Origin of the sequence: Massilia antarctica (genome assembly GCF_015689335.1) — a bacterium.
GTDB classification, from domain to species: Bacteria; Pseudomonadota; Gammaproteobacteria; order Burkholderiales; family Burkholderiaceae_D; genus Telluria_A; species Telluria_A antarctica.
On record NZ_CP065053.1, the window covers coordinates 13,414 to 32,215 of the forward strand.

At 59.5% G+C, this 18,802-nt stretch carries 17 protein-coding genes; 5 read left to right on the top strand and 12 right to left on the bottom strand.

Going from position 1 to position 18,802, the window contains the following annotated elements:
* Positions 1 to 1,255 precede the first annotated feature (1,255 nt).
* The 7 genes from IV454_RS00030 to IV454_RS00060 form a co-directional block, all read right to left on the bottom strand.
* Entirely contained in the window at positions 1,256 to 1,798 is a 543-nt protein-coding gene (locus IV454_RS00030) for a hypothetical protein (RefSeq protein ID WP_206089644.1), read from the bottom strand.
* Between the two features lie 172 nt (positions 1,799 to 1,970).
* Positions 1,971 to 2,465, bottom strand: a complete 495-nt coding sequence (locus tag IV454_RS00035; protein WP_206089673.1) for a hypothetical protein — start codon at positions 2,463 to 2,465, stop codon at positions 1,971 to 1,973.
* Between the two features lie 109 nt (positions 2,466 to 2,574).
* On the bottom strand, positions 2,575 to 2,928 hold the full coding sequence (locus tag IV454_RS00040) for a hypothetical protein (RefSeq protein WP_206089646.1): 354 nt from the start codon (positions 2,926 to 2,928) through the stop codon (positions 2,575 to 2,577).
* Positions 2,929 to 3,135: 207 nt separating this feature from the next.
* Entirely contained in the window at positions 3,136 to 3,363 is a 228-nt protein-coding gene (locus IV454_RS00045; RefSeq protein WP_206089674.1) for a hypothetical protein, read from the bottom strand.
* On the bottom strand, positions 3,353 to 3,733 hold the full coding sequence (locus IV454_RS00050; RefSeq protein ID WP_206089647.1) for a hypothetical protein: 381 nt from the start codon (positions 3,731 to 3,733) through the stop codon (positions 3,353 to 3,355). Before IV454_RS00050 ends, IV454_RS00045 begins: the two co-directional genes overlap by 11 nt.
* A gap of 293 nt (positions 3,734 to 4,026) precedes the next feature.
* A complete protein-coding gene (locus IV454_RS00055) occupies positions 4,027 to 5,442 on the bottom strand; it encodes an HlyD family type I secretion periplasmic adaptor subunit (protein ID WP_229521969.1) in 1,416 nt (471 codons plus the stop codon).
* 15 nt (positions 5,443 to 5,457) lie between these two features.
* Positions 5,458 to 7,497, bottom strand: coding sequence for a peptidase domain-containing ABC transporter (locus IV454_RS00060; RefSeq protein ID WP_307730201.1), 2,040 nt, complete (start codon positions 7,495 to 7,497; stop codon positions 5,458 to 5,460).
* A 569-nt stretch (positions 7,498 to 8,066) separates the two neighbouring features.
* Here IV454_RS00060 and mutS point away from each other — a divergent pair.
* Positions 8,067 to 10,748: a DNA mismatch repair protein MutS gene (gene mutS / locus IV454_RS00065; RefSeq protein ID WP_206089650.1), complete on the top strand. Its 2,682-nt coding sequence runs from the start codon at positions 8,067 to 8,069 to the stop codon at positions 10,746 to 10,748.
* On the top strand, positions 10,745 to 11,701 hold the full coding sequence (locus tag IV454_RS00070; protein WP_307730202.1) for a hypothetical protein: 957 nt from the start codon (positions 10,745 to 10,747) through the stop codon (positions 11,699 to 11,701). Before mutS ends, IV454_RS00070 begins: the two co-directional genes overlap by 4 nt.
* A 79-nt stretch (positions 11,702 to 11,780) precedes the next feature.
* Here the strand turns inward: IV454_RS00070 and IV454_RS00075 are convergent, their stop codons facing one another.
* Positions 11,781 to 12,326 (bottom strand): FKBP-type peptidyl-prolyl cis-trans isomerase, encoded by a 546-nt coding sequence (locus IV454_RS00075; protein ID WP_206089651.1) that lies wholly within the window; start codon positions 12,324 to 12,326, stop codon positions 11,781 to 11,783.
* Positions 12,327 to 12,405: 79 nt separating this feature from the next.
* On the opposite strand from IV454_RS00075, the gene IV454_RS00080 reads away from it, so the two are divergent.
* The 3 genes from IV454_RS00080 to IV454_RS00090 all read left to right on the top strand — a co-directional run bounded on the left by IV454_RS00080 (position 12,406) and on the right by IV454_RS00090 (position 14,624).
* Positions 12,406 to 13,527, top strand: coding sequence for a cupin domain-containing protein (locus tag IV454_RS00080; protein ID WP_206089652.1), 1,122 nt, complete (start codon positions 12,406 to 12,408; stop codon positions 13,525 to 13,527).
* Between the two features lie 12 nt (positions 13,528 to 13,539).
* A complete protein-coding gene (locus tag IV454_RS00085; protein WP_206089653.1) occupies positions 13,540 to 14,019 on the top strand; it encodes a DUF7931 domain-containing protein in 480 nt (159 codons plus the stop codon).
* A 317-nt stretch (positions 14,020 to 14,336) separates the two neighbouring features.
* A complete protein-coding gene (locus IV454_RS00090; protein WP_206089654.1) occupies positions 14,337 to 14,624 on the top strand; it encodes a hypothetical protein in 288 nt (95 codons plus the stop codon).
* Between the two features lie 187 nt (positions 14,625 to 14,811).
* Here the strand turns inward: IV454_RS00090 and bamC are convergent, their stop codons facing one another.
* The 4 genes from bamC to IV454_RS00110 all read right to left on the bottom strand — a co-directional run bounded on the left by bamC (position 14,812) and on the right by IV454_RS00110 (position 18,800).
* Positions 14,812 to 15,981: an NlpB/DapX family lipoprotein gene (gene bamC, locus IV454_RS00095; RefSeq protein WP_229521970.1), complete on the bottom strand. Its 1,170-nt coding sequence runs from the start codon at positions 15,979 to 15,981 to the stop codon at positions 14,812 to 14,814.
* Positions 15,982 to 16,042: 61 nt separating this feature from the next.
* On the bottom strand, positions 16,043 to 16,927 hold the full coding sequence (dapA, locus tag IV454_RS00100; RefSeq protein WP_206089655.1) for a 4-hydroxy-tetrahydrodipicolinate synthase: 885 nt from the start codon (positions 16,925 to 16,927) through the stop codon (positions 16,043 to 16,045).
* A gap of 71 nt (positions 16,928 to 16,998) precedes the next feature.
* A complete protein-coding gene (locus IV454_RS00105) occupies positions 16,999 to 17,583 on the bottom strand; it encodes a class I SAM-dependent methyltransferase (protein ID WP_206089656.1) in 585 nt (194 codons plus the stop codon).
* A 14-nt stretch (positions 17,584 to 17,597) separates the two neighbouring features.
* Positions 17,598 to 18,800, bottom strand: coding sequence for a tryptophan--tRNA ligase (locus IV454_RS00110; RefSeq protein WP_206089657.1), 1,203 nt, complete (start codon positions 18,798 to 18,800; stop codon positions 17,598 to 17,600).
* Positions 18,801 to 18,802: the final 2 nt, after the last annotated feature.

The window sequence follows — 18,802 nt, forward strand, 5'->3', positions numbered from 1 at the left end:
CCTGAATCGGCAACAGGTACTTCAGCGCAAGCAGATACGGCAGATAATGGAGCTCGTCGCTCCGGGCAGGAACCGAGCTTGTCGGAACGGTGATGTTGACTTTGCCGTTTAACTGCGCCAGCGGTGCGGGAGAGAGACCGGAATCAAGTGCCACTTTCAAGAGCAACAGATTTGCGTGATACATCTGCCGGCTCGGAGCGCTATCGGACACATCCCCCACCATCGTCGGCATAGCTTTTTCGTTGATCAGAATTTTACGCAATGCATCGAGCACATTTTCCAGACTGCTTTCGGCCCGGTTCGAACTTGTCTTCAACAGCGCGTTCAAGTCTTTCATATCGAACGTTTTGTCGAGCCGCGCCATGACATCAGCCAAGCTCATCGTATCGGTGAGTTTGTACATGGAGTGATTGTCGACGGGATTGGCCGACTCTTCGTTAAATAACGTTTGGCGGAATCCGCTTTGATCAAACCACCAATCATTAGTGGTAAAATTGATGCCGTTTTCCGCATAAAAATTGTCCTGTTCCATCAGGCTGGGATTTTTTCCCGACCCAAATCCCGGCCCGAGCAATGATTCCAGCTGTTTGAACGCTTCATCGCTGCGAAACGAAAACCCTGCGCCATTGAAGGTTGTCGCGTGCATAGTCGGTACTTGCACGTTGAACAGGCGTCCAAAAGCGGACGCCAGATATCCGCCCAGACTGTGGCCATTCACTTCAACACCATTGGCAATGTCTTGTGCAGTGATCGTACCGGTACCCACGCCATTGGACCCGTTGACGAAAGTGCCAGGCTTTGGATCCGAAGGGGAGATCGTTCCGGGGTTCGGCGGTGGAGCCCAGAGTGCAATCTGCCGTACCGATGCGTCGTCACCCTTTCCTGTTTCACGAAGCCACCAGTTGACCATATCAAGCACCTGCTTGCGGGCCGCGCCACTTATTGCCAACCCAACATCTGCCGCGATATCTTTGAGGCCGAACGTGCCTTGGAAGGAAATATAGACTTTATTCGTCGACTTTTGCCTCCACATCGTGGCATCGAAGCCGCTCCCGCTAATGTCGTTGGATTCCATATGACTGATGATTTTGAAATCGTTTCCGATTAGCTCGGCCAAGATTGGGGTCATTCTATTCAGCAACTTTTCCTTTAACGCGAACCCTTCCAGACCATCTTTCAAATCCTTTGCATAAGCTGCATCGGACAAAATCGCATTGATGAAAATATCGTGCATATTCATTTTCTATTGCCCTAGCTAATTAATAATTTTGTAATCAAGGAAAAGATTTTCTTCTTCTTTGGGGGAGCACACTCCGCTAAAAATCAACGGGCTGCTTCCCTCGTTGATCTGGACATATCTAGTCAAACGTCCCTGGCCGGTTCTGAATACGACATAGCTAAGCATCAGTGATTTATCGCTTTCGTAGACGAACTCCCAAAGTTGGCTTGTCATGGCAAGCGCCACTCCGTCAATGCGCTTTCTTTCATGATGCACATATATAAGACGCGCCCCTTTTTTTTTCGCCATCTCCGGATCCTTATAGATCATCTGATGCTTGCATAATCTGCTGAACTGTACTGCTCCGATAATTTCATCGGCGATCGGAAGCGGGTAGCCAACGACAATGACAATCGTCGCAATCAACCTCTTATACCGAAAATCGACCAACCATGTGATACCTTTCGCCACCCACCAGAGTACACCGAACCAGATCACCATCAATATAAAATAGACTAATCCCATAACTACATCATCCTTTCTGGTTTCATTCGATCCTGCAGCACCTTCTTTAGGCACTCTCCTGTCATCTCAGCCGCCAAACCATTTACATATGTTGCATCAGCCAAGATCGCATTAACAAAAATATCATTCGCACTCATAAATATTACCCCATTTTAATTTATAACGTTGTTGCATCAGCCAAAATCGCATTGATGAAAGTATCGTGTATATTCATTTTTTGACTTTCTTAATTTACAATTTTGTAATAAATGTAAAGATTTTTATCTTCTTTCGGGTAGCACACTCCGCTAAAGATCAACGGGCTTCTCCCTCGTTGAGCTGGGCATGTCGAGTCAAACGCGTCTCCTGCCTGGCCCGTATTGAATACGACATAGCTAAGCATCACTGATTTATCGCTTTCGTTAACGAATTCCCAAAGTTCGCTCGTCATGGGCAGCGCCTTTCCTTCAATTTGCCTCTTTTCATGAGGATCAAATATGAGACGCGCACCTCTTTTTTTCTCCATGTCCGGATCCTTATAGATCACCTGGTGCTCGCATAATTTGCTGAACTGTATCGCGCCAATAATTTCATCAGCGAGCGGCAGCGGATAGACAATGACAATGACAATCAGCGAAATCAACCTCTTGTACCGATGATCGAGCCGCCATGTGAGACCCTTCACCACCCACCAGAGCACACCGAACCAGATCAACAGCAATGCCAGATAATATAATCCCATAACTACATCATCCTTTTAAATTTCTGCAAGTTGCTACGCATTTTCAAACCAACATCTGCCGCAAATGCAATCGCCCCGAGGACTGAGTCCACCGCGCAATGATTAACGTTCACACAAGCCTTCCCGAGTCGCGCCCTGCACCAGCGCCAAAAAATACTCGATAATTCGACGCTTGCCCGTTTTGATCTGCCGCGATACCTTTAACGCCGAACGTGCCTTGGAAGGAAATATATATTTTATTCGTAGACTTTTGCTTCCACGTCGTGGCGTCGAAGCCACTCCCCACGATATCGCCCGATTCCTTATGACTGATGACGCTGAATTCCTTTGAAATAAACTCGGCCAGAACCGGGCCATTCGCTCTTCCAGCAAAAATTTTAACGACATCCCTTCGGCACCGATCTACCAAATCATCCGCATAAGAAGCATTAGCCAAAATCGCATTGATGAAAATATCATACATATTCGTATATTTATATTTCCCGGATTAGTTAATAACTTTGAATTCGGCAAAAAAACGTGCGAAATCTTTTCAGCTGACACCTCCCGGAAGATCAGCGGCCTCCCTCCCGCGTTAATCTGGAGATTTCTGGCTAAGAATCTTTATCCTTGATTTTTTCCATGGAATTCCGCAATAACTGATCGAGAAGGGCCTTTTAAAGCCCAGAAGTCATGCCTTACCGGAGACCTTGGCAATCCCAGACTGAATGAGTGTGCTTCGAAAATTTATCCATTTCCCACCCTCTAATTTTTTTTCATATGCCGTTACATTAATAATTTCCAAGAATAAATCCTGCATTCGATCATGCTCATCAAATCTGAATTTAATGTTGACTTTTAATGCTGGGTCGGACCAGTTTGAAGTATCAAATGGAGCGCCAGTATTTTTAATTTCCACTTTCTGACAAAACTACATACTGCATCTCTTGGTACGACGCCTTCAACACAATGACCACCATTTTTACAAACGTCGCCTCAATTTTATTTCGCTCTTGCTTTGCAAATAAATTACTTGCCAAAAATTCAATTTTTGATTTACTGATCCGACCTACTCCACTTACACCAGAACTATATCCGGGCGTCAAATTTCCATCTCCATAAGAATTTCGCACCAAGTCAGATAAAGTATCATTGCCCATCACGCTAAAATCATCAATCGCTTTCGGAAGGTAACATCCTGCCAACATCGAGGTCATCGATACGATTATCACGCCAATAAAACATTTTTTTAATCTCGACACGGACATTTTATCGTTACTAATTTTCATATTTATCCTCCAAAAACATCAGTTGAACCCAACTCGCTAGATTGCGAACCTCTTCATTATTTAACAAAAGATTTTGCAATTTTCTGAGAACCTGTCACCACCATTTTTTGGTATAGATATTTAATTTTCAACCTAAACCCTACCATAAATATTTCTCAAGCGCACCACTACAGAAATATAAAATAATAAAAATAAAATAGCTGTGACGTGAAACCTCTTACAGAACGATTTGCTTCTTTATTCCTCACCCCTCGATTTCGGTTCGACGTTGCGAGTAGCAGCTTTCCCGTCACTCATCGCTCGCGCGCCGCTTCAGAAACCGCTTTCTGCACCGGCGACAGCAGGTACTCCAACACTGTCCGTTGCCCCTGATTGATCTCGACCACCACCTGCATCCCAGGCGTGATATGAAGACGCTTGCCTTGCGGGTCTTTCAGCGCTTGCTGATCCAGGCGGATCCGCGCCTTGTAACTTGCGCTGCCGCTCGCCTGTCCATTACTCCCCTCTCTCCCTGCTTCCGGCCGTGGCGGTTCGCTGGCATCGGCGCTGATGTGAATCACCGTCCCGCTCAACATGCCATGCCGCTGAAACGGATAAGCCGCTAGCTTCACCTTGGCCCTCTGCCCCACCGCGACAAAACCCACGTCCTCGTTCTTGATATTCACATCCGCAAACAACAGCTCATCTTTCGGCACCAAAGTCAGCACAACCGCGCCCGGCTGCACCACCGCGCCGGTGGTGGTCGTCGCCAGATCCTTGATCACGCCATCCTGCGGCGCCCGCAACACCATCTGTCCTTCGCGATAGCTGCTCTTGTCCAGGCTCGGCTGCAACTGGCCCAGCTTGGCGCGAATCTCCGCCAGTTCGCGCTCCAGATCGCTTTTGTACGTGCTGTGCAGTTGGCTGAGTTTCTGACGTTGCGCCGCCATCGCCGAATTCAACGCAGCCACGGTCGAACGTTGTGCATCGAGGTCCCTGGCCTTTTCAACGGCCTCGCGCTCCTTGTCGGCACTCTGGCGCAGCGGCACATAGCCCTCCTGCGACAGCTCGGCCAAGCTCTTTGCGGCCGCCTGGTACGTGGGCAAGGTCTGCTCCAGCTTGGCCAGCGTTTCGCCAGCACTCTTCTTTTCAAACTCCATTTTCTGCAGCAGCGCCTTCTCCTGCTCCAGGCTATCGTTGAATGCGCCACGACGCGCCTGGTACTGGCGCTCCACCTGCGCGAACAGCAGCGCGTCATCCGCGGCCCGCGCCAGCATCGGTTTGCCGGACAGTTCAGCCTCGATGCGGCGCACCTGCATCCGCTGGATACCAAGGTCACTGCTGACCCCGGTCTTGTCGGCACTGGCGATGGTCGCATCCAGGCGCGCCAGAACCTGTCCGGCCTTGACCGTGTCGCCTTCATGCACCAGCAGTTCCTTGACCACACCCGCCTCGGATGGCTGCACGATCTTCACCAGGGTCTGCGGCGCCAGCTTGCCGTCGGCGCTGGCGATGACGTCAAGCTTGCCGAAGGCAGCCCACACGATCATGACCAGCACCAGTACCGACACCGCACGCAGCACTATGCGGCCTGCCGTGCTCGGGCCCTGCCGCTCGATGCGGCTCAGGGGATCGTGCCAGCGCTTGGGTGGGCGCAGCGGAATGACCGTGGCCCCGGAAGGGCCGGCCAGGGGTGGTGCCGCGGCGGCGGATGTTTGATTCGGGCTCATGGTAGTCATCTTTATTTATGCGGCGGTAGCGGGCGATTCGGCTTGCGGGCGCTCAGGGTTGCCGAGCGAAGCGGGAACCGGCGCCAGGGTGATGCGCTGCGCTCCGTTCGGACCGAGGCGGTAGACTGCGTCGAGCTGCAACCCTTTGGGCAAGCCGTGCGTAATGAACAGCATCGTCACCTTGCCGCGCAGGGCGTTGATGGTGTGGGCGAATTGTTCTGCGGTGGACTGGTCGAGCGCACTGGTCGCTTCGTCGAAAACCAGAATGCTCGGGCGCTTGAGCAAGGCACGCGCAATCGCGATGCGCTGCTTCTGCCCGCCGGACAGGCCGGCCCCGCGCTCGCCAATCTCGGTCTGGTAACCCTTGGGCAACGCTTCGATCGCGTTATGGATTTCCGCCATCTGGCAAGCCGCCGTGACCTGCTCGAAACTGGCATCCGGACTGGCCATCTGCAGGTTCTCGAAGATGGTTCCTGAAAACAGCACCGTTTCCTGCGGCACGACCCCGAAATGGCTGCGCAGCTCATTGGCCGACAGATAGCGGATATCCACGCCGTCGACCAGGATGCGCCCGGCGCTGGGCTGATAAAAACCTTGCAGCAGCTTGGCCAGGGTGCTCTTGCCGCAGCCGGAGGCGCCCATGATGCCGATGGTCTGCCCTGGTTGCACCGTCAGCGACAGGTTTTGATACACCAGCGGCAAGTGCTCGGCGTACTTGAAGGCGACCGTATCGATCTCGATCTTGCCGGCGCGCGCATTGGCGCGTGCGGGAACCAGGGAATACGGTTCCACCGGCGCATTCATCAGGTCGCCCAGGCGGTCGACCGACAGGCTGGCCTGCTGGAACTGCTGCCACAGTCCGACCAGGCGCAGCATCGGTTGCGACAGGCGGCCGGAAAACATCTGGAACGCGACCAGCATGCCAATCGTAAAGTCGCTGCTGTTCATCACCGTGTACGCGCCCACACCCAGGATGAGAAGGCTCATCAGTTGTTCAAGCAGGTTCGACAAGGAGTTGTAGCCATTCGCCAGTTGTTTGGTCGCCAGGCTGGCGTCGAGATAGCTGCCCAGGTAATTGCTGTAGCGTGCGTCGAGCTGCGGTTCCATCTGCAAGGACTTGACCGTTTCCAGGCCGCCGATGTACTCGGTCAGGAAGGCCTGGTTGCGCGCCCCCAGCAGGAACTGTTCTTGCAGGCGCGCCTGGAAGATCGGGGCAACGACCATACTCAGCACAACGATGACCGCCAGGATCGCCAGCACCACCAGGGTCAGGGTCACGCTGTAGTAAAACATGATCGCCACAAAGATCAGCAGGAAGGGCAAGTCCAGCACCAGGGTCACGGCCGCGCTGGAAATAAATTCGCGGATCGTTTCAACGCCATGCAGGCGCGCGGCAATGACACCGGTGGGCCGGTGCTGGAAATACATCGGCGGCAGCTTGAACAGGCGCCCGAATACGGAGGCGCCCAGGGCGGCATCGACCCGGTTACCGGTATGCAGCACCAAATACTGGCGCATCCACGACAGCGCCGCCGAAAACAGCATGAACACGGCCATGCCGATGGCAATGACAATCAAGGTGCTCTGGCTGTGGTGCACCACGACCTTGTCGATGATCGCTTGCGTAAACAGCGGCGTGGCCAGCGCGATCAGCTGGATCACTAATGAGGCAAGCAACACTTCCTGCCACAGTTTTTTGTGTTTCAGTAACTCCGGGACAAACCAGCTGAAGCCGAAACGGCGCGACTGGCGCGCCAGTTCTTCGCTGTCGGGGTCGCCGGCATCCACGTTGTCAGGTGTCACGCGCATGACTTTCCCCAGAAAACGCTCGGCAAACTCGGCCAGGGGAACGGTACGGGGTGCGCTATCGTGGGGTTCAACAATCAGGACATTGCCACGGTCCGCCTGCAGGATGAGGGCGGCAACGCAGCTGGCCTCAGGCCCCGCGCCATCCGTTTCATCGCCATCGCGCAAAAATGCAAGCAGCGGGAACGACTCCCCGTGCAGCTTTGCCGGCTTGACGGAGGCCACACTAGCCTTGAACCCGAATGACACAATGGCATTCGTCAGGGAAGCAATCGAGTGTGGCGCGGCCAATTGTTGCTGGGCTATTTCAGGGGAGTAAGGTTTTCTGTGGAGAGCACATAGGCTCTGTACAACCCAGAAAAATGATGCTTTGGTGACACCGGTGTGTTTCATATTGAACAAAAAACCTGCTGTGGAAGAACCGGACGACGCCCTCTGCGGCTCGTCTGGAAGGCGGATGAGGGAAGGCGCGGGAGGCCGACTGTTGACAATCAATCCGTTTCATAAACCAACTAAAAATTGCTAAATAGCATTGTAAACACTGTGCGGGACACTTAACCTTATATTTATATTATTATTTTTTCCCTGTCGTGTTTTTATAACCGCAAGTATTAAATTTCAATACTATTACTCGAGTAGAAGGAATCACTGGCGCCAAGCCGATCTGTCGCGGCAGGAACATGCAATGAGACATGGCGCCGGGCGCTCATCGGCTGCACGGTCGATCGCTTTGCCTCCTCCGCGTGCCGAGGCGGTAAAATGGCGGCCTCACGACGCGGCCGAGCAAACGCCGCGCCCGCACCGGATTGAAAGTAACGATGACCACCACCCCTTCAGAGATCAACGCCGCCGCCATCAAGAACGGCCCGACGGAAAAACACACGCCAATGATGCAGCAATATTTACGCATCAAGGCCGACTACCCGACCATGCTGGTCTTTTACCGCATGGGCGACTTCTATGAGTTGTTCCACGACGACGCCGAAAAAGCCGCGCGCATTCTCGGCATCACCCTGACCGCGCGCGGCGCCTCGAACGGCAACCCGATCAAGATGTGCGGCATCCCCTTCCACTCGCTCGACCCTTACCTGGCCAAGCTGGTCAAGCTGGGCGAGTCGTGCGCCATCTGCGAACAGATCGGCGACCCGGCCACCAGCAAGGGCCCAGTCGAACGCAAGGTCATGCGGGTGGTCACCCCCGGCACCCTGACCGATGCCGACCTGCTGCCCGAAAAGGCCGAACGTCCCCTACTGGCCGTGTGCATGATCAGCCAGCGCAAGGTCGTCACCACGGGACTGGCGTGGCTGTCCCTGGCCAGCGGCGGCCTGAAACTGATGGAATTCTCGGGCGACAGCCGCACCGTCGGCCTGCGCCTGCGCCAGGAACTCGAACGCATCGCCCCTGCCGAAATTTTGCGCGGCGATGGCGCCGAGCTGTTCGACGACGATGGCACGGCCCACACCCAGCGCGTGCCAGACTGGCACTTCGATGTCGTCGGCGGCCACAAGGCCCTGCTCGACCAGTTGGGCGTGGCCACCCTCACCGGTTTTGGCGCCGATGGCCTGGGCGCCGCGTTCGGCGCGGCCGGCGCGCTGCTGCGTTATGCCCAGTCGACCCAGGGCCGCGGCTTGCAGCATGTGCGCAGCCTGTCGACCGAAACCGAGAACGAATTCATCGGCCTCGATGCCGCCACCCGGCGCAACCTGGAACTGACCGAAACCATCCGCGGCCAGGAGTCGCCCACCCTGTTCTCCCTGCTCGACCACTGCCGCACGGCGATGGGTTCGCGCCTGCTGCGCCACTGGCTGCACCATGCGCGGCGCGACCAGAACGTGGCGCGCGCGCGCCATGCGGCCATTGCCGCGCTGGCCCAGAGCGATGCCGCCGGCGCCTTGTCGGCCACCCTGGCCGAGGTGCCGGACATCGAACGCATCACCACCCGCATCGCGCTGCTCTCCGCGCGCCCGCGCGACCTGGCCAGCCTGCGCGACGGCCTGCGCCAGTTGCCGGCCCTGCGCCGCTCGGTGCAGCATGCGTTCACGGAAGGCGAAGAAAGCCTGCTGGCCACCATCCACGCTGCGCTGGCCACCCCCGCCATCTCCCTCGACCTGTTAGAGCGCGCGGTCGCCCCGGAACCGGCGGCCATGGTGCGCGACGGCGGCGTGTTCGCGCGCGGCTTCGATGCGGAACTCGACGAACTGCGCGGCCTGTCCGAGAACGCCGGCCAGTTCCTGGTCGACCTGGAAACGCGCGAGCGCGCCCGCACCGGCATCGCCAACCTGCGGGTCGAGTACAACAAGGTGCACGGCTTCTACATCGAGGTCACGCACGGCCAGACCGACAAGGTGCCGGACGATTACCGCCGCCGCCAGACCCTGAAAAACGCCGAGCGCTACATCACGCCGGAACTGAAGGTATTCGAGGACAAGGCCCTGTCGGCGCAAGACAAGGCGCTGGTGCGCGAAAAAATCCTGTACGACCAGTTGCTGGCCGACCTGGCGCCGCACATCGGCACCCTGCAAACCATTTCGCAAGGGCTGGCGCAGCTCGACACCCTGACCGCCTTGACCACCCACGCGCTGCAGCACAACTGGTGCGCGCCGCAACTGGTGGGCGAGCCCTGCCTGGTGATCTGCGAAGGCCGCCATCCGGTGGTGGAAAAACAGATCGAGCGCTTCATCGCCAACGACTGCAAGTTCAACGACGAACGCCGCCTGCTCCTGATCACGGGTCCGAACATGGGCGGTAAATCGACCTTCATGCGCCAGGTGGCCTTGATCACCCTGCTGGCCTATATCGGCAGCTACGTGCCGGCCACCAGCGCGACGATCGGCCCGATCGACCGCATCTTCACCCGCATCGGCGCCACCGACGACCTGGCCGGCGGGCGTTCGACCTTCATGGTGGAGATGACCGAATCGGCGGCCATTCTCAACGGCGCCACCGCGCAGTCGCTGGTGCTGATGGATGAAGTGGGGCGCGGCACCTCGACCTTCGACGGCCTGGCGCTGGCCTGGGCCATCGCGCGCCACCTGATCGACGCGAGCCGCAGCTTCACCCTGTTCGCCACCCACTATTTCGAACTGACCCAGCTGCCCGAAAGCCACCCGAGCGCGGCCAACGTGCACCTGTCGGCGGTCGAGCACAAGGACAGCATCGTGTTCCTGCACGCGGTGCAGCCCGGACCGGCGTCGCAAAGCTACGGCTTGCAGGTGGCGCAGCTGGCCGGCGTGCCGCAGGCGGTGATCAAGGCCGCCCGCAAGCACCTGGCGCGGCTCGAATCGCAGGCGCTCGACAGCACGCCGCAGCTGGACCTGTTCGCGCTGCCGTGCGTGGAGCCGGACGACGACGCCACCACGCCGCCAGGCCCCCACGACGCAAGCAACGATGCACTGCACGAGGCACTACGCGACGCGCTGGCCGCCATCGATCCCGACGCCCTGACCCCGCGCGAAGCGCTCGAGCAGCTGTATCAGCTCAAGCGCCTGGCCGCGCCATGATGCGCGGCGCGCCACTTGCCGCGCTCCTGTGCGCGGCCCTGCTGGCGGTGCGCGCCGACGCCGGCGCCGCGCAGGCGCGCACGGCGCCCGTCAAGGGCCCGGCGCCCTACCAGTTCGCCATCATCGGCCACCGCTTCACCGATGGCGGCGGCGACGCCCAGCTCGAACAAGCCATCGCCGCCAGCGACGATGGCGCGGTCGCCTTCGTGGTCGCCACCGGCATCAAGGGCGAGCGCGAGCCGTGCAGCGACGAGTTGTACACGCAGCGGCGCGACCTGTTCGCGCAGGCGCGCCGGCCCATGATCGTGGCCCCCGCCGCCAGCGACTGGAGCGGCTGCACCAATGGCGCCGGCAGCCAGCTGGCGGTGGACCGCCTGAACCGCATGCGCGAACTGTTTTATCCCGACGCCGATTCGCTCGGCAAGCGCAAGCTGCCCTTGACGCGCCTGTCGGCTACCTCGCAGTTCCGCAGCTATGCCGAGAACGCGCACTGGGTGATGGGGAGCGTGCTGTATGCGACCATGAATCTGCCCTCGGATAATAATCACTACCGTCCCGAGGCGGGCCGCAACAGCGAGTTCGAGGACCGCGCCGTGGCCAACCGCTTCTGGCTCAAGCGCCTGTTCGGCATCGCCAACCGCAAAAAGCTCGACGCGGTGGTGCTGTTTACCGAAGGCGACATGAAGGCGCACAGCGACAAGCCGGGGCTGCTGGCCATGCTGGGACCGGGCGAGAGCCGCCAGGACGGCTATGCGGCGGCGCGCCACCAGGTGCTGACGATGGCGCAAAAATTCGCGGGGAAGGTGCTGCTGATCGATACCGCGGCACCAGCGGGGCCGGCGCCGGCGATCGCCTGGCGCGCCAACCTGGGGCATGTGAGCGTGGGATCGGAGGTGCTGCGCATGCGCGTGGCGCCAGGCAGTGAAAAAATGTTCCTGCTTCAGAAACCGTAAAGCGCCACGCGCTGCCGGCCGTCGGCCCTGGCAGCGCGCGCCTGCCAGGCGACCCGTGGGCCGCCCGGCAAGCCGGGGTTTAATGCACGGGGTGGCTGCGGAAGTGGTCGCCCTCTTCGCCGTCATCGTCCTCGTCGTCATGGTCGTGGCCATGCGCGCCATGCACGTGGCCGTGCGCGATCTCGACATCGAGTGCGTCGCGCACGTCGGTTACTTCCAGTTCGAAGCGCAACGCCATGCCGGCCAGCGGGTGATTGCCGTCGAGGACAACCTTGTCGTCGGCGATGTCGGTCACGGTGAAGATCATGGCTTCTTCCGAACCATCCGGGCCGTCGGGCATGCCTTCGAACTGCATGCCGACTTCGAGCGGCTCCGGCAGGCGTTCGCGCGCTTCGACCTTGACCAGGGAGGAGTCGTAGTCGCCGAACGCATCATCGGGTTCGATCTGCAGGACGCAGGCATAGCCCGTTTCCTTGCCATCGAGTTCTTCTTCAATCTTCGGCAGGGTATTTTCGTAACCGCCGTGAAGATAGACCATCGGCTTGCTGCCGTCTTCGATCAGATTGTTCTGCGCGTCGGACAATTTATATTTGACCGTTACGACCGTGTTTTTGGCAATCTTCATAGTGCTTCCTTTCAGTGTGTACTGGCGGATTATACCTCCCCGCTGCCTTGCCCTGTTTCGGACTTGGTTATAATGTCGCATGAAAAAATTAACGCTCTTGGGCGATATCACGCCCGCCCAGTTTTTACGCGATTACTGGCACAAGAAACCGCTCTTGATCCGCCAGGCAATCCCCGGCTTCAAGCCGCTGCTCAAGTTCGAGGCCCTGGCCGCGCTCGCCAAGCTGAACCACGTCGAATCGCGCCTGATCACCCAGGTCGACGGCGACTGGAGCATGCAGCACGGTCCGCTGACCGAACTGCCGCCACGCACCCAGCGCGAATGGACCATGCTGGTGCAGGGCGCCAACCTGGCCGACAAGGGCGCCGATGCGCTGCTGCGCCAGTTCCGTTTCATCCCGGACGCCCGCCTGGACGACCTGATGATCAGCTACGCCACCGATGGCGGCGGGGTCGGTCCGCACTTCGATTCCTACGATGTGTTCTTGCTGCAGGCGCACGGCAAGCGCCGCTGGCGCATCGGCGCGCAAAAGGATTTGTCCTTGGTCGAAGGCAAGCCGCTCAAGATCCTCAAGAACTTCAAGCCGCAGGAAGAATTCCTGCTCGAAGCGGGCGACATGCTGTACCTGCCGCCCCACTACGCCCACGATGGCGTGGCCGAGGGCGAGTGCATGACCTACTCGATCGGCTTTCGCTCGCCGTCCTACCAGGAACTGGGCGAAGCGTTCCTGCAATTCATGGCCGACTCGATCGACCTGCCAGGCCGCTATGCCGATCCGGACCTGGAAGTGGCGAAACACCCGGCCGAAATTCCGCGCAACATGCTGGCGGCGATTACCGAGGAAATGAACAAGGTGCGCTTCACCGAGGAAGACGTGACGATTTTCGTCGGCGAGCACATGTCCGAACCGAAGCATAATGTGTTCTTCACGGGCCCGGCCAAGCCGCTGACCATGGGCCGCTTCGCCGAGACGGCGGGCAAGCGCGGCGTGGCGCTCTCGCTCAAGTCGCAGATGCTGTATCGTGGCAAGCACGTGTTCATCAACGGCGAATCGTTCGCCGTGGGCCGGGCCGACAAGGCCGTGCTCGACGTGCTGGCCAACGAGCGCGCCCTGCCCGGTACCGCCCTGGCCGGCGCGTCCGACGATGTGATGGAAGCGCTCTACACCTGGTACCAGGATGGATGGATTGAACTCGCCTAAAGGAATGCAGCCATGACCGACCTTACCGCCCTGCCATTCAACTCGCACGCCGAATTCGAGGCGCAGCTGCGCGACTGCCTGGGGCGGGCGCGCTCGACCTTGCAACTGTTCGATCCGGATTTTTCGGTCTTTCCGCTCGGTAGCAGCGAGACCGATGCCGCACTGCGGCATTTCCTGGCCGGCGGTGGCGCGATCCAGATCGCCATGCATGACAGCGCCCATATCGAACGCCACTACCCGCGCTTCCTGCGCCTGCTGCGCGAGTTCAACCACAAGATCGAGGCGCGCGCGACGCCGCGCTCCCTGCATCACCTGACCGATTCCTTCTGCATCGCGGACGGCATGCATATCGTGCGCCGCTTTCACAGCGACCACATGCGCGGCGAAGCCAGCTTCGACCTGCCCAAGGCGACTGAACTGAGCCAGGAAAGATTCGCGGGAATCTGGATCGAGGCCGTTTCAACCTTGCATCCGACCACCACAGGTTTGTAAGGGTTTGTAAGGCCTAAAACCGGACGGTCAGAATATAAATCGGAGTTGTCGCAAAATGACCGATGAAATAAGCATAAAGATGTCTTTTATCACAAGATGAATGTTGCCAGTTCGCAAAAAGCTTCCATAAAAGCATCTTCCCGCTATTGCGGAGCACCAAATTTAGCTATAATATCGGGTTAGGAAGTTTCCGTTGTCTGTCAAGCACCATTACAGGTACGAAAGCTAACGAGAATTCCCTAACGAGCGATAATTACCGGTAATTATTCATCGCAACATACGTCGTCATAATTTAGTGAATTAATTAAGGAAAACCCATGAAAAAATCTTTGCTGATCGTCTCCCTGTTGGCCGTTGCCCTGGCTGCTTGCACCAAAAAAGAACCAGAAGCAGTTGTTACCCCAACCCCAGTTGTGGAAACCCCAGCAGCGGTTACTCCGCCAGCAGCTCCAGTTGATGCTGCAGCTCCAACTCCAGCAGCAACCGAAGCCGCTAGCGCTGCAGCAACCGCTGCTTCGGCCGCTTCCGTAGCTGCTGACGCTGCTAACGCCGCTTCGGTTGCCGCTTCGGCTGCTGCTTCGGCTGCTGCATCCGCTGCCAAGTAATCAGCGCGATTTGAAAAGGCCGGCCCGCGGGCCGGTTTTTTTTCGCCCGCAGGTTTGCGTCCACGCCGTCTTGCGCGCGCAGGCGGGGCCGATGGCAGCCGTGCCCGGCGCCGCTTCAGCGCCCGTTGCCCGTGCAGCGGCGTAAAAAAACCGGCCTCGGCCGGTTTTTTTATTGCTGCATCGACGTTTACTTCAATTCGTCGCTCAGCAGTTTCAGGATCTTGGCGCCGGTCGGCGAGGTTTCCGCCTTGCCGTCGTTACTCTGCACCGCCACCTTGCTCACCGTCGCGCCGGCTTCCGACTTGACCGTCACCCGGAAACGCTGCGCTTCCTTGGCCTTGTCCGAGGAGGCGCCAAAGCTGAACAGCTTGCTCAGGAAACCATCTTTCGCGGCCAGGTCGGGATCGACATAGCGCACGAAATACACGCCCTGCACGCGGTCGCGGTCTTCCACCGTGAAGCCGACCCGGTCCAGCGCCAGGCCGACCCGGCGCCAGGCGCGGTCGAAGCCTTCGTCCACTTCCACCGTGTCGCCCACCAGCTTGGCGTGCTGGGGCGCCACCACCGCCGCGGCCACGGCCGCTTCGGCCGGCTTGACGTCGGCCATGCCCGACAGCTTGGCCACCAGGCGGCTCAGGAATTGCGCTTCCAGGCCCGGATCGTTCGGACGTACGGTCCAGGTGGTCGAATCCTTTTGGGCGCCGACCAGCACTTCTTCCGCGCCGCGGTGGCTGATGTAGATTTCGGTGCCGTTCGGGGTGCGCTCCAGGCGCGTGCGGAACTTGTCGCGCTCGCCCGTCGAGTACAGCGAATCGAATACCTTCCCGATCGACTGGCGGATGAAGTCTTGCGGGATCTTCGAGCGGTTCTCGGCCCAGTCGGTCTCCATGACGCCGGTGGTGGCCGACTCATTGATGATGGTAAAGCCCGAATCGGCCCAGAACTGCTTGAGCTGCGGCCACAGCTGCTCCGGCGTCTGGTTCACCACCAGCCAGCGCTGGTTGCCGCTGCGCTCGATCCGGACGCCATCGGTGCCGGCCACGGCCACCGCTTGCCCGCTTGGGGCCGGCATGGCCGTCGTGCCCTTGGGCTGCTGGTAGGTCGAGGCGCTGGCCACGCCGCGCGTTTCGGGAATGCTGTAGCGGTTGTCGCGCTCGAGCTGGGTCAGGTCGGGCGGCACGTCCAGGGTGGCCGCCTTCTTGGCGCCGCGGTAATCGAGCTTGTCCTGTTCGATGACGGAACTGATCATGCCGCAGCCGGACAGGCTGACCATCAGCGCCGAAAGCACCAGGCCGCGCGTCGCCGCCGGAGGAAATGCCGTGGCCGAGGCCGAAGTAATTGTCTTACGAATAGTCATGTCGTTACTGGATGAGAAGCTGAAAGGCAGCTGGTGTCTGGGATGATCCAACCCTTGCGGGTCAGGGCTGTGGTAGGACGCCGGCTTCGCGCAGGGCGGCGCGGACCGCATCGTGGCAGTCTTGCCCCAGCGGCGCCAGGGGCAGGCGGATGCCGTCAGGCATCAGGCCCATTTCCGCCATCGCCCATTTGACCGGGACCGGGTTCGGCTCGATGAACAGTTTCTGGTGCAGCGGCATGACCTTGTTATTGATCGCGACGGCGCGGGCGATGTCGCCGCTCATCGCGGCCACGCACAGCTCGTGCATCGCGCGCGGCGCCACGTTGGCCGTGACCGAAATATTGCCGGCACCACCGCACAGCATCAAGGCCAGCGCGGTCGGATCGTCTCCCGAGTAGAGGGCGAACGAGGGGTCGACATTGCGCAGCAGTTCCAGGGCGCGCGCGATGTTGCCGGTCGCATCCTTGAGGCCGACGATATTCGGAATGGCGGACAGGCGCACGATGGTCTCGTTGCTCATGTCGGCCACGGTACGGCCCGGCACGTTGTACAGGATGATAGGCAGGTCGACCGCTTCGGCGATGGCCTTGAAGTGGCGGTACATGCCTTCCTGGGTCGGACGGTTGTAGTACGGCACCACCAGCAGCGCGGCATCGGCCCCGACTTCCTTGGCGAATTCGGTCAGCTTGATCGCTTCGGCGGTCGAATTGCCGCCGGTGCCGGCAATGACTGGAATGCGGCCCCGGGTATGCTCGACGGCCAGCTTGACCAGTTCGCAGTGTTCCTCGACGCTGACGGTGGCCGATTCGCCCGTGGTGCCGACGATGACGATGCCATCGGTGCCCTCGGCGATGTGCCAGTCGATCAGCTTGCGCAGGCCCGGATGGTCCAGACTGCCGTCTGCATGCATCGGGGTGACGATTGCTACTATGCTGCCCTTGATCATATGTAGGTAACTATGCTGGTAAGTAAAAGCCTGATTGTAGCGGATCGTCCGCCGGAATGGTTCATTGTTGACTAGAATCGCGCTTCGGTCGGCGCCGCGCCCCCGTCCAGACGGGCATCGGCGCGCGCAAAATCGGCCCCGGCGGCGCACAGGCGCTGCACCATGGCCGCCTTGGGCAGGCTGGTGAAACCGTCTTCGAAGGCCAGCACGCGCAAGTGATGGGCCGCCGCCTGGCGCAGCAGCTCGCCCTCGTGCAGCAAGAAGGCGGGATTGCTCGGGCGGCCAAATTCTTCATTTCCGCACGCAAAGGTTTCATAGATCAGCAAACCACCCGGCGCCAGGCTGCGCACCAGTGCGGGGATGAGCGGGCGGTGCAGGTAATTGGTCACGACGATCACGGCAAAGCGCCCCTCCCCGAACGGCCAGGGCGCGCTGCCGTCTTCGAGGTCGAACTGCATGGTGCTGATGCCTTCGCCCGCGGCGGCGGCGAGGGCCTCGGGGTCGCGGTCGAGCGCGATCACCGGGTGGCCGAGCGCGGCCAGCAGACGTGCGTGGCGGCCGCTGCCGCAAGCCAGGTCGAGCGCCTCGCCGCGCGGCGCCAGCGGCGCGAAGCGGGCGATCCAGGCGGAGGCGTCAGTAGTGAGTGTGTCGGTCATCAAGAATTCCTTTATCAAGTGTAAGCCAGGCCCATCGCTTCGCGCACGTCGCGCATGGTTTCCTGTGCCAGTTTGCGCGCCGTTTCGCAGCCGTCGGCGACGATGGCGCGCACCAAGGAGGGGTCGTCCAGGTATTGCTGGGCACGTTCGTGCATCGGTTCCTGTTCCTTGACGATGGCGTCGATCACCGGCTGCTTGCATTCGATGCAGCCGATGCCGGCCGTGGTGCAACCCTGGACCACCCAGTCGCGGGTCGCTTCGTCGGAATAAACTTCGTGCAATTGCCATACCGGGCATTTGCGCGGATCGCCAACGTCGCTGCGGCGCACGCGCGCCGGGTCGGTCGGCATGGTGCGCACTTTCTTGACCACCGACTCCTTGTCTTCGCGCAGGGAAATGGCGTTGCCATAACTTTTTGACATCTTGCGCCCATCCAGCCCGGGCAGGCGCGAGGCCACCGTCAGCTTCGCCTGCGGCTCGACCAGGATCAGCTTGCGGCTGCCTTCCAGGTAGCCGAACAGGCGCTCGCGGTCGATCATCGACAGGCTCTGGGCATCGTTGAGCATGGCGTGGGCTTGCTCCAGCGCATCGTCCTTGCCTTCCTGCTGGTAAGCGGTGCGCAATTCCTGGTACAGCCGGGCGCGCTTGCTGCCGAGCTTCTTGACCGCTTCCAGCGCCTTTTCCTCGAAGCCTTTTTCCTTGCCGTACATATGGTTGAAGCGGCGCGCGATCTCGCGCATCATTTCGATGTGCGGCACCTGGTCGTCGCCCACCGGCACCTGGCTGGCGCGGTAGATCAGCACGTCGGCCGCCTGCAGCAGCGGATAGCCGAGGAAGCCGTAGGTGGCCAGGTCCTTGTTACTGAGGTTCTCGATCTGGTCCTTGTAGGTCGGCACCCGTTCCAGCCAGCCGAGCGGCGTGGCCATCGACAGCAGCAGGTGCAGTTCGGCATGCTCGGGTACGCGCGACTGGATGAACAGGGTCGCCTGCGAGGGGTCGACCCCGGCCGCCAGCCAGTCGACCAGCATGTCCCAGGTGCTGCGCTCGATGATGCCGGGGTCGTCGTAATGGGTGGTCAGGGCGTGCCAGTCGGCCACGAAAAACAGGCAAGGCTGTTCCGCCTGCATCTTGATCCAGTTTTTGAGGGCGCCGTGGTAATGGCCAAGGTGCATGGTGCCCGTCGGGCGCATACCGGAAACAACACGATCTGGGTACATGA

What these genes read in the sequence shown, in the direction of transcription:
- IV454_RS00090 (WP_206089654.1), top strand. Translation starts at nt 14,337, where the DNA reads ATGAAAAAATCTTTGCTGATCGTCTCCCTGTTGGCCGTTGCCCTGGCT.
- IV454_RS00075 (WP_206089651.1), bottom strand. Translation starts at nt 12,326, where the DNA reads ATGAAGATTGCCAAAAACACGGTCGTAACGGTCAAATATAAATTGTCC.
- IV454_RS00080 (WP_206089652.1), top strand. Translation starts at nt 12,406, where the DNA reads ATGAAAAAATTAACGCTCTTGGGCGATATCACGCCCGCCCAGTTTTTA.
- IV454_RS00050 (WP_206089647.1), bottom strand. Translation starts at nt 3,733, where the DNA reads ATGAAAATTAGTAACGATAAAATGTCCGTGTCGAGATTAAAAAAATGT.
- IV454_RS00040 (WP_206089646.1), bottom strand. Translation starts at nt 2,928, where the DNA reads ATGTATGATATTTTCATCAATGCGATTTTGGCTAATGCTTCTTATGCG.
- IV454_RS00105 (WP_206089656.1), bottom strand. Translation starts at nt 17,583, where the DNA reads ATGACCGACACACTCACTACTGACGCCTCCGCCTGGATCGCCCGCTTC.
- mutS (WP_206089650.1), top strand. Translation starts at nt 8,067, where the DNA reads ATGACCACCACCCCTTCAGAGATCAACGCCGCCGCCATCAAGAACGGC.
- IV454_RS00110 (WP_206089657.1), bottom strand. Translation starts at nt 18,800, where the DNA reads ATGTACCCAGATCGTGTTGTTTCCGGTATGCGCCCGACGGGCACCATG.
- IV454_RS00085 (WP_206089653.1), top strand. Translation starts at nt 13,540, where the DNA reads ATGACCGACCTTACCGCCCTGCCATTCAACTCGCACGCCGAATTCGAG.
- IV454_RS00035 (WP_206089673.1), bottom strand. Translation starts at nt 2,465, where the DNA reads ATGGGATTATATTATCTGGCATTGCTGTTGATCTGGTTCGGTGTGCTC.
- bamC (WP_229521970.1), bottom strand. Translation starts at nt 15,981, where the DNA reads ATGACTATTCGTAAGACAATTACTTCGGCCTCGGCCACGGCATTTCCT.
- dapA (WP_206089655.1), bottom strand. Translation starts at nt 16,927, where the DNA reads ATGATCAAGGGCAGCATAGTAGCAATCGTCACCCCGATGCATGCAGAC.
- IV454_RS00070 (WP_307730202.1), top strand. Translation starts at nt 10,745, where the DNA reads ATGATGCGCGGCGCGCCACTTGCCGCGCTCCTGTGCGCGGCCCTGCTG.
- IV454_RS00055 (WP_229521969.1), bottom strand. Translation starts at nt 5,442, where the DNA reads ATGAGCCCGAATCAAACATCCGCCGCCGCGGCACCACCCCTGGCCGGC.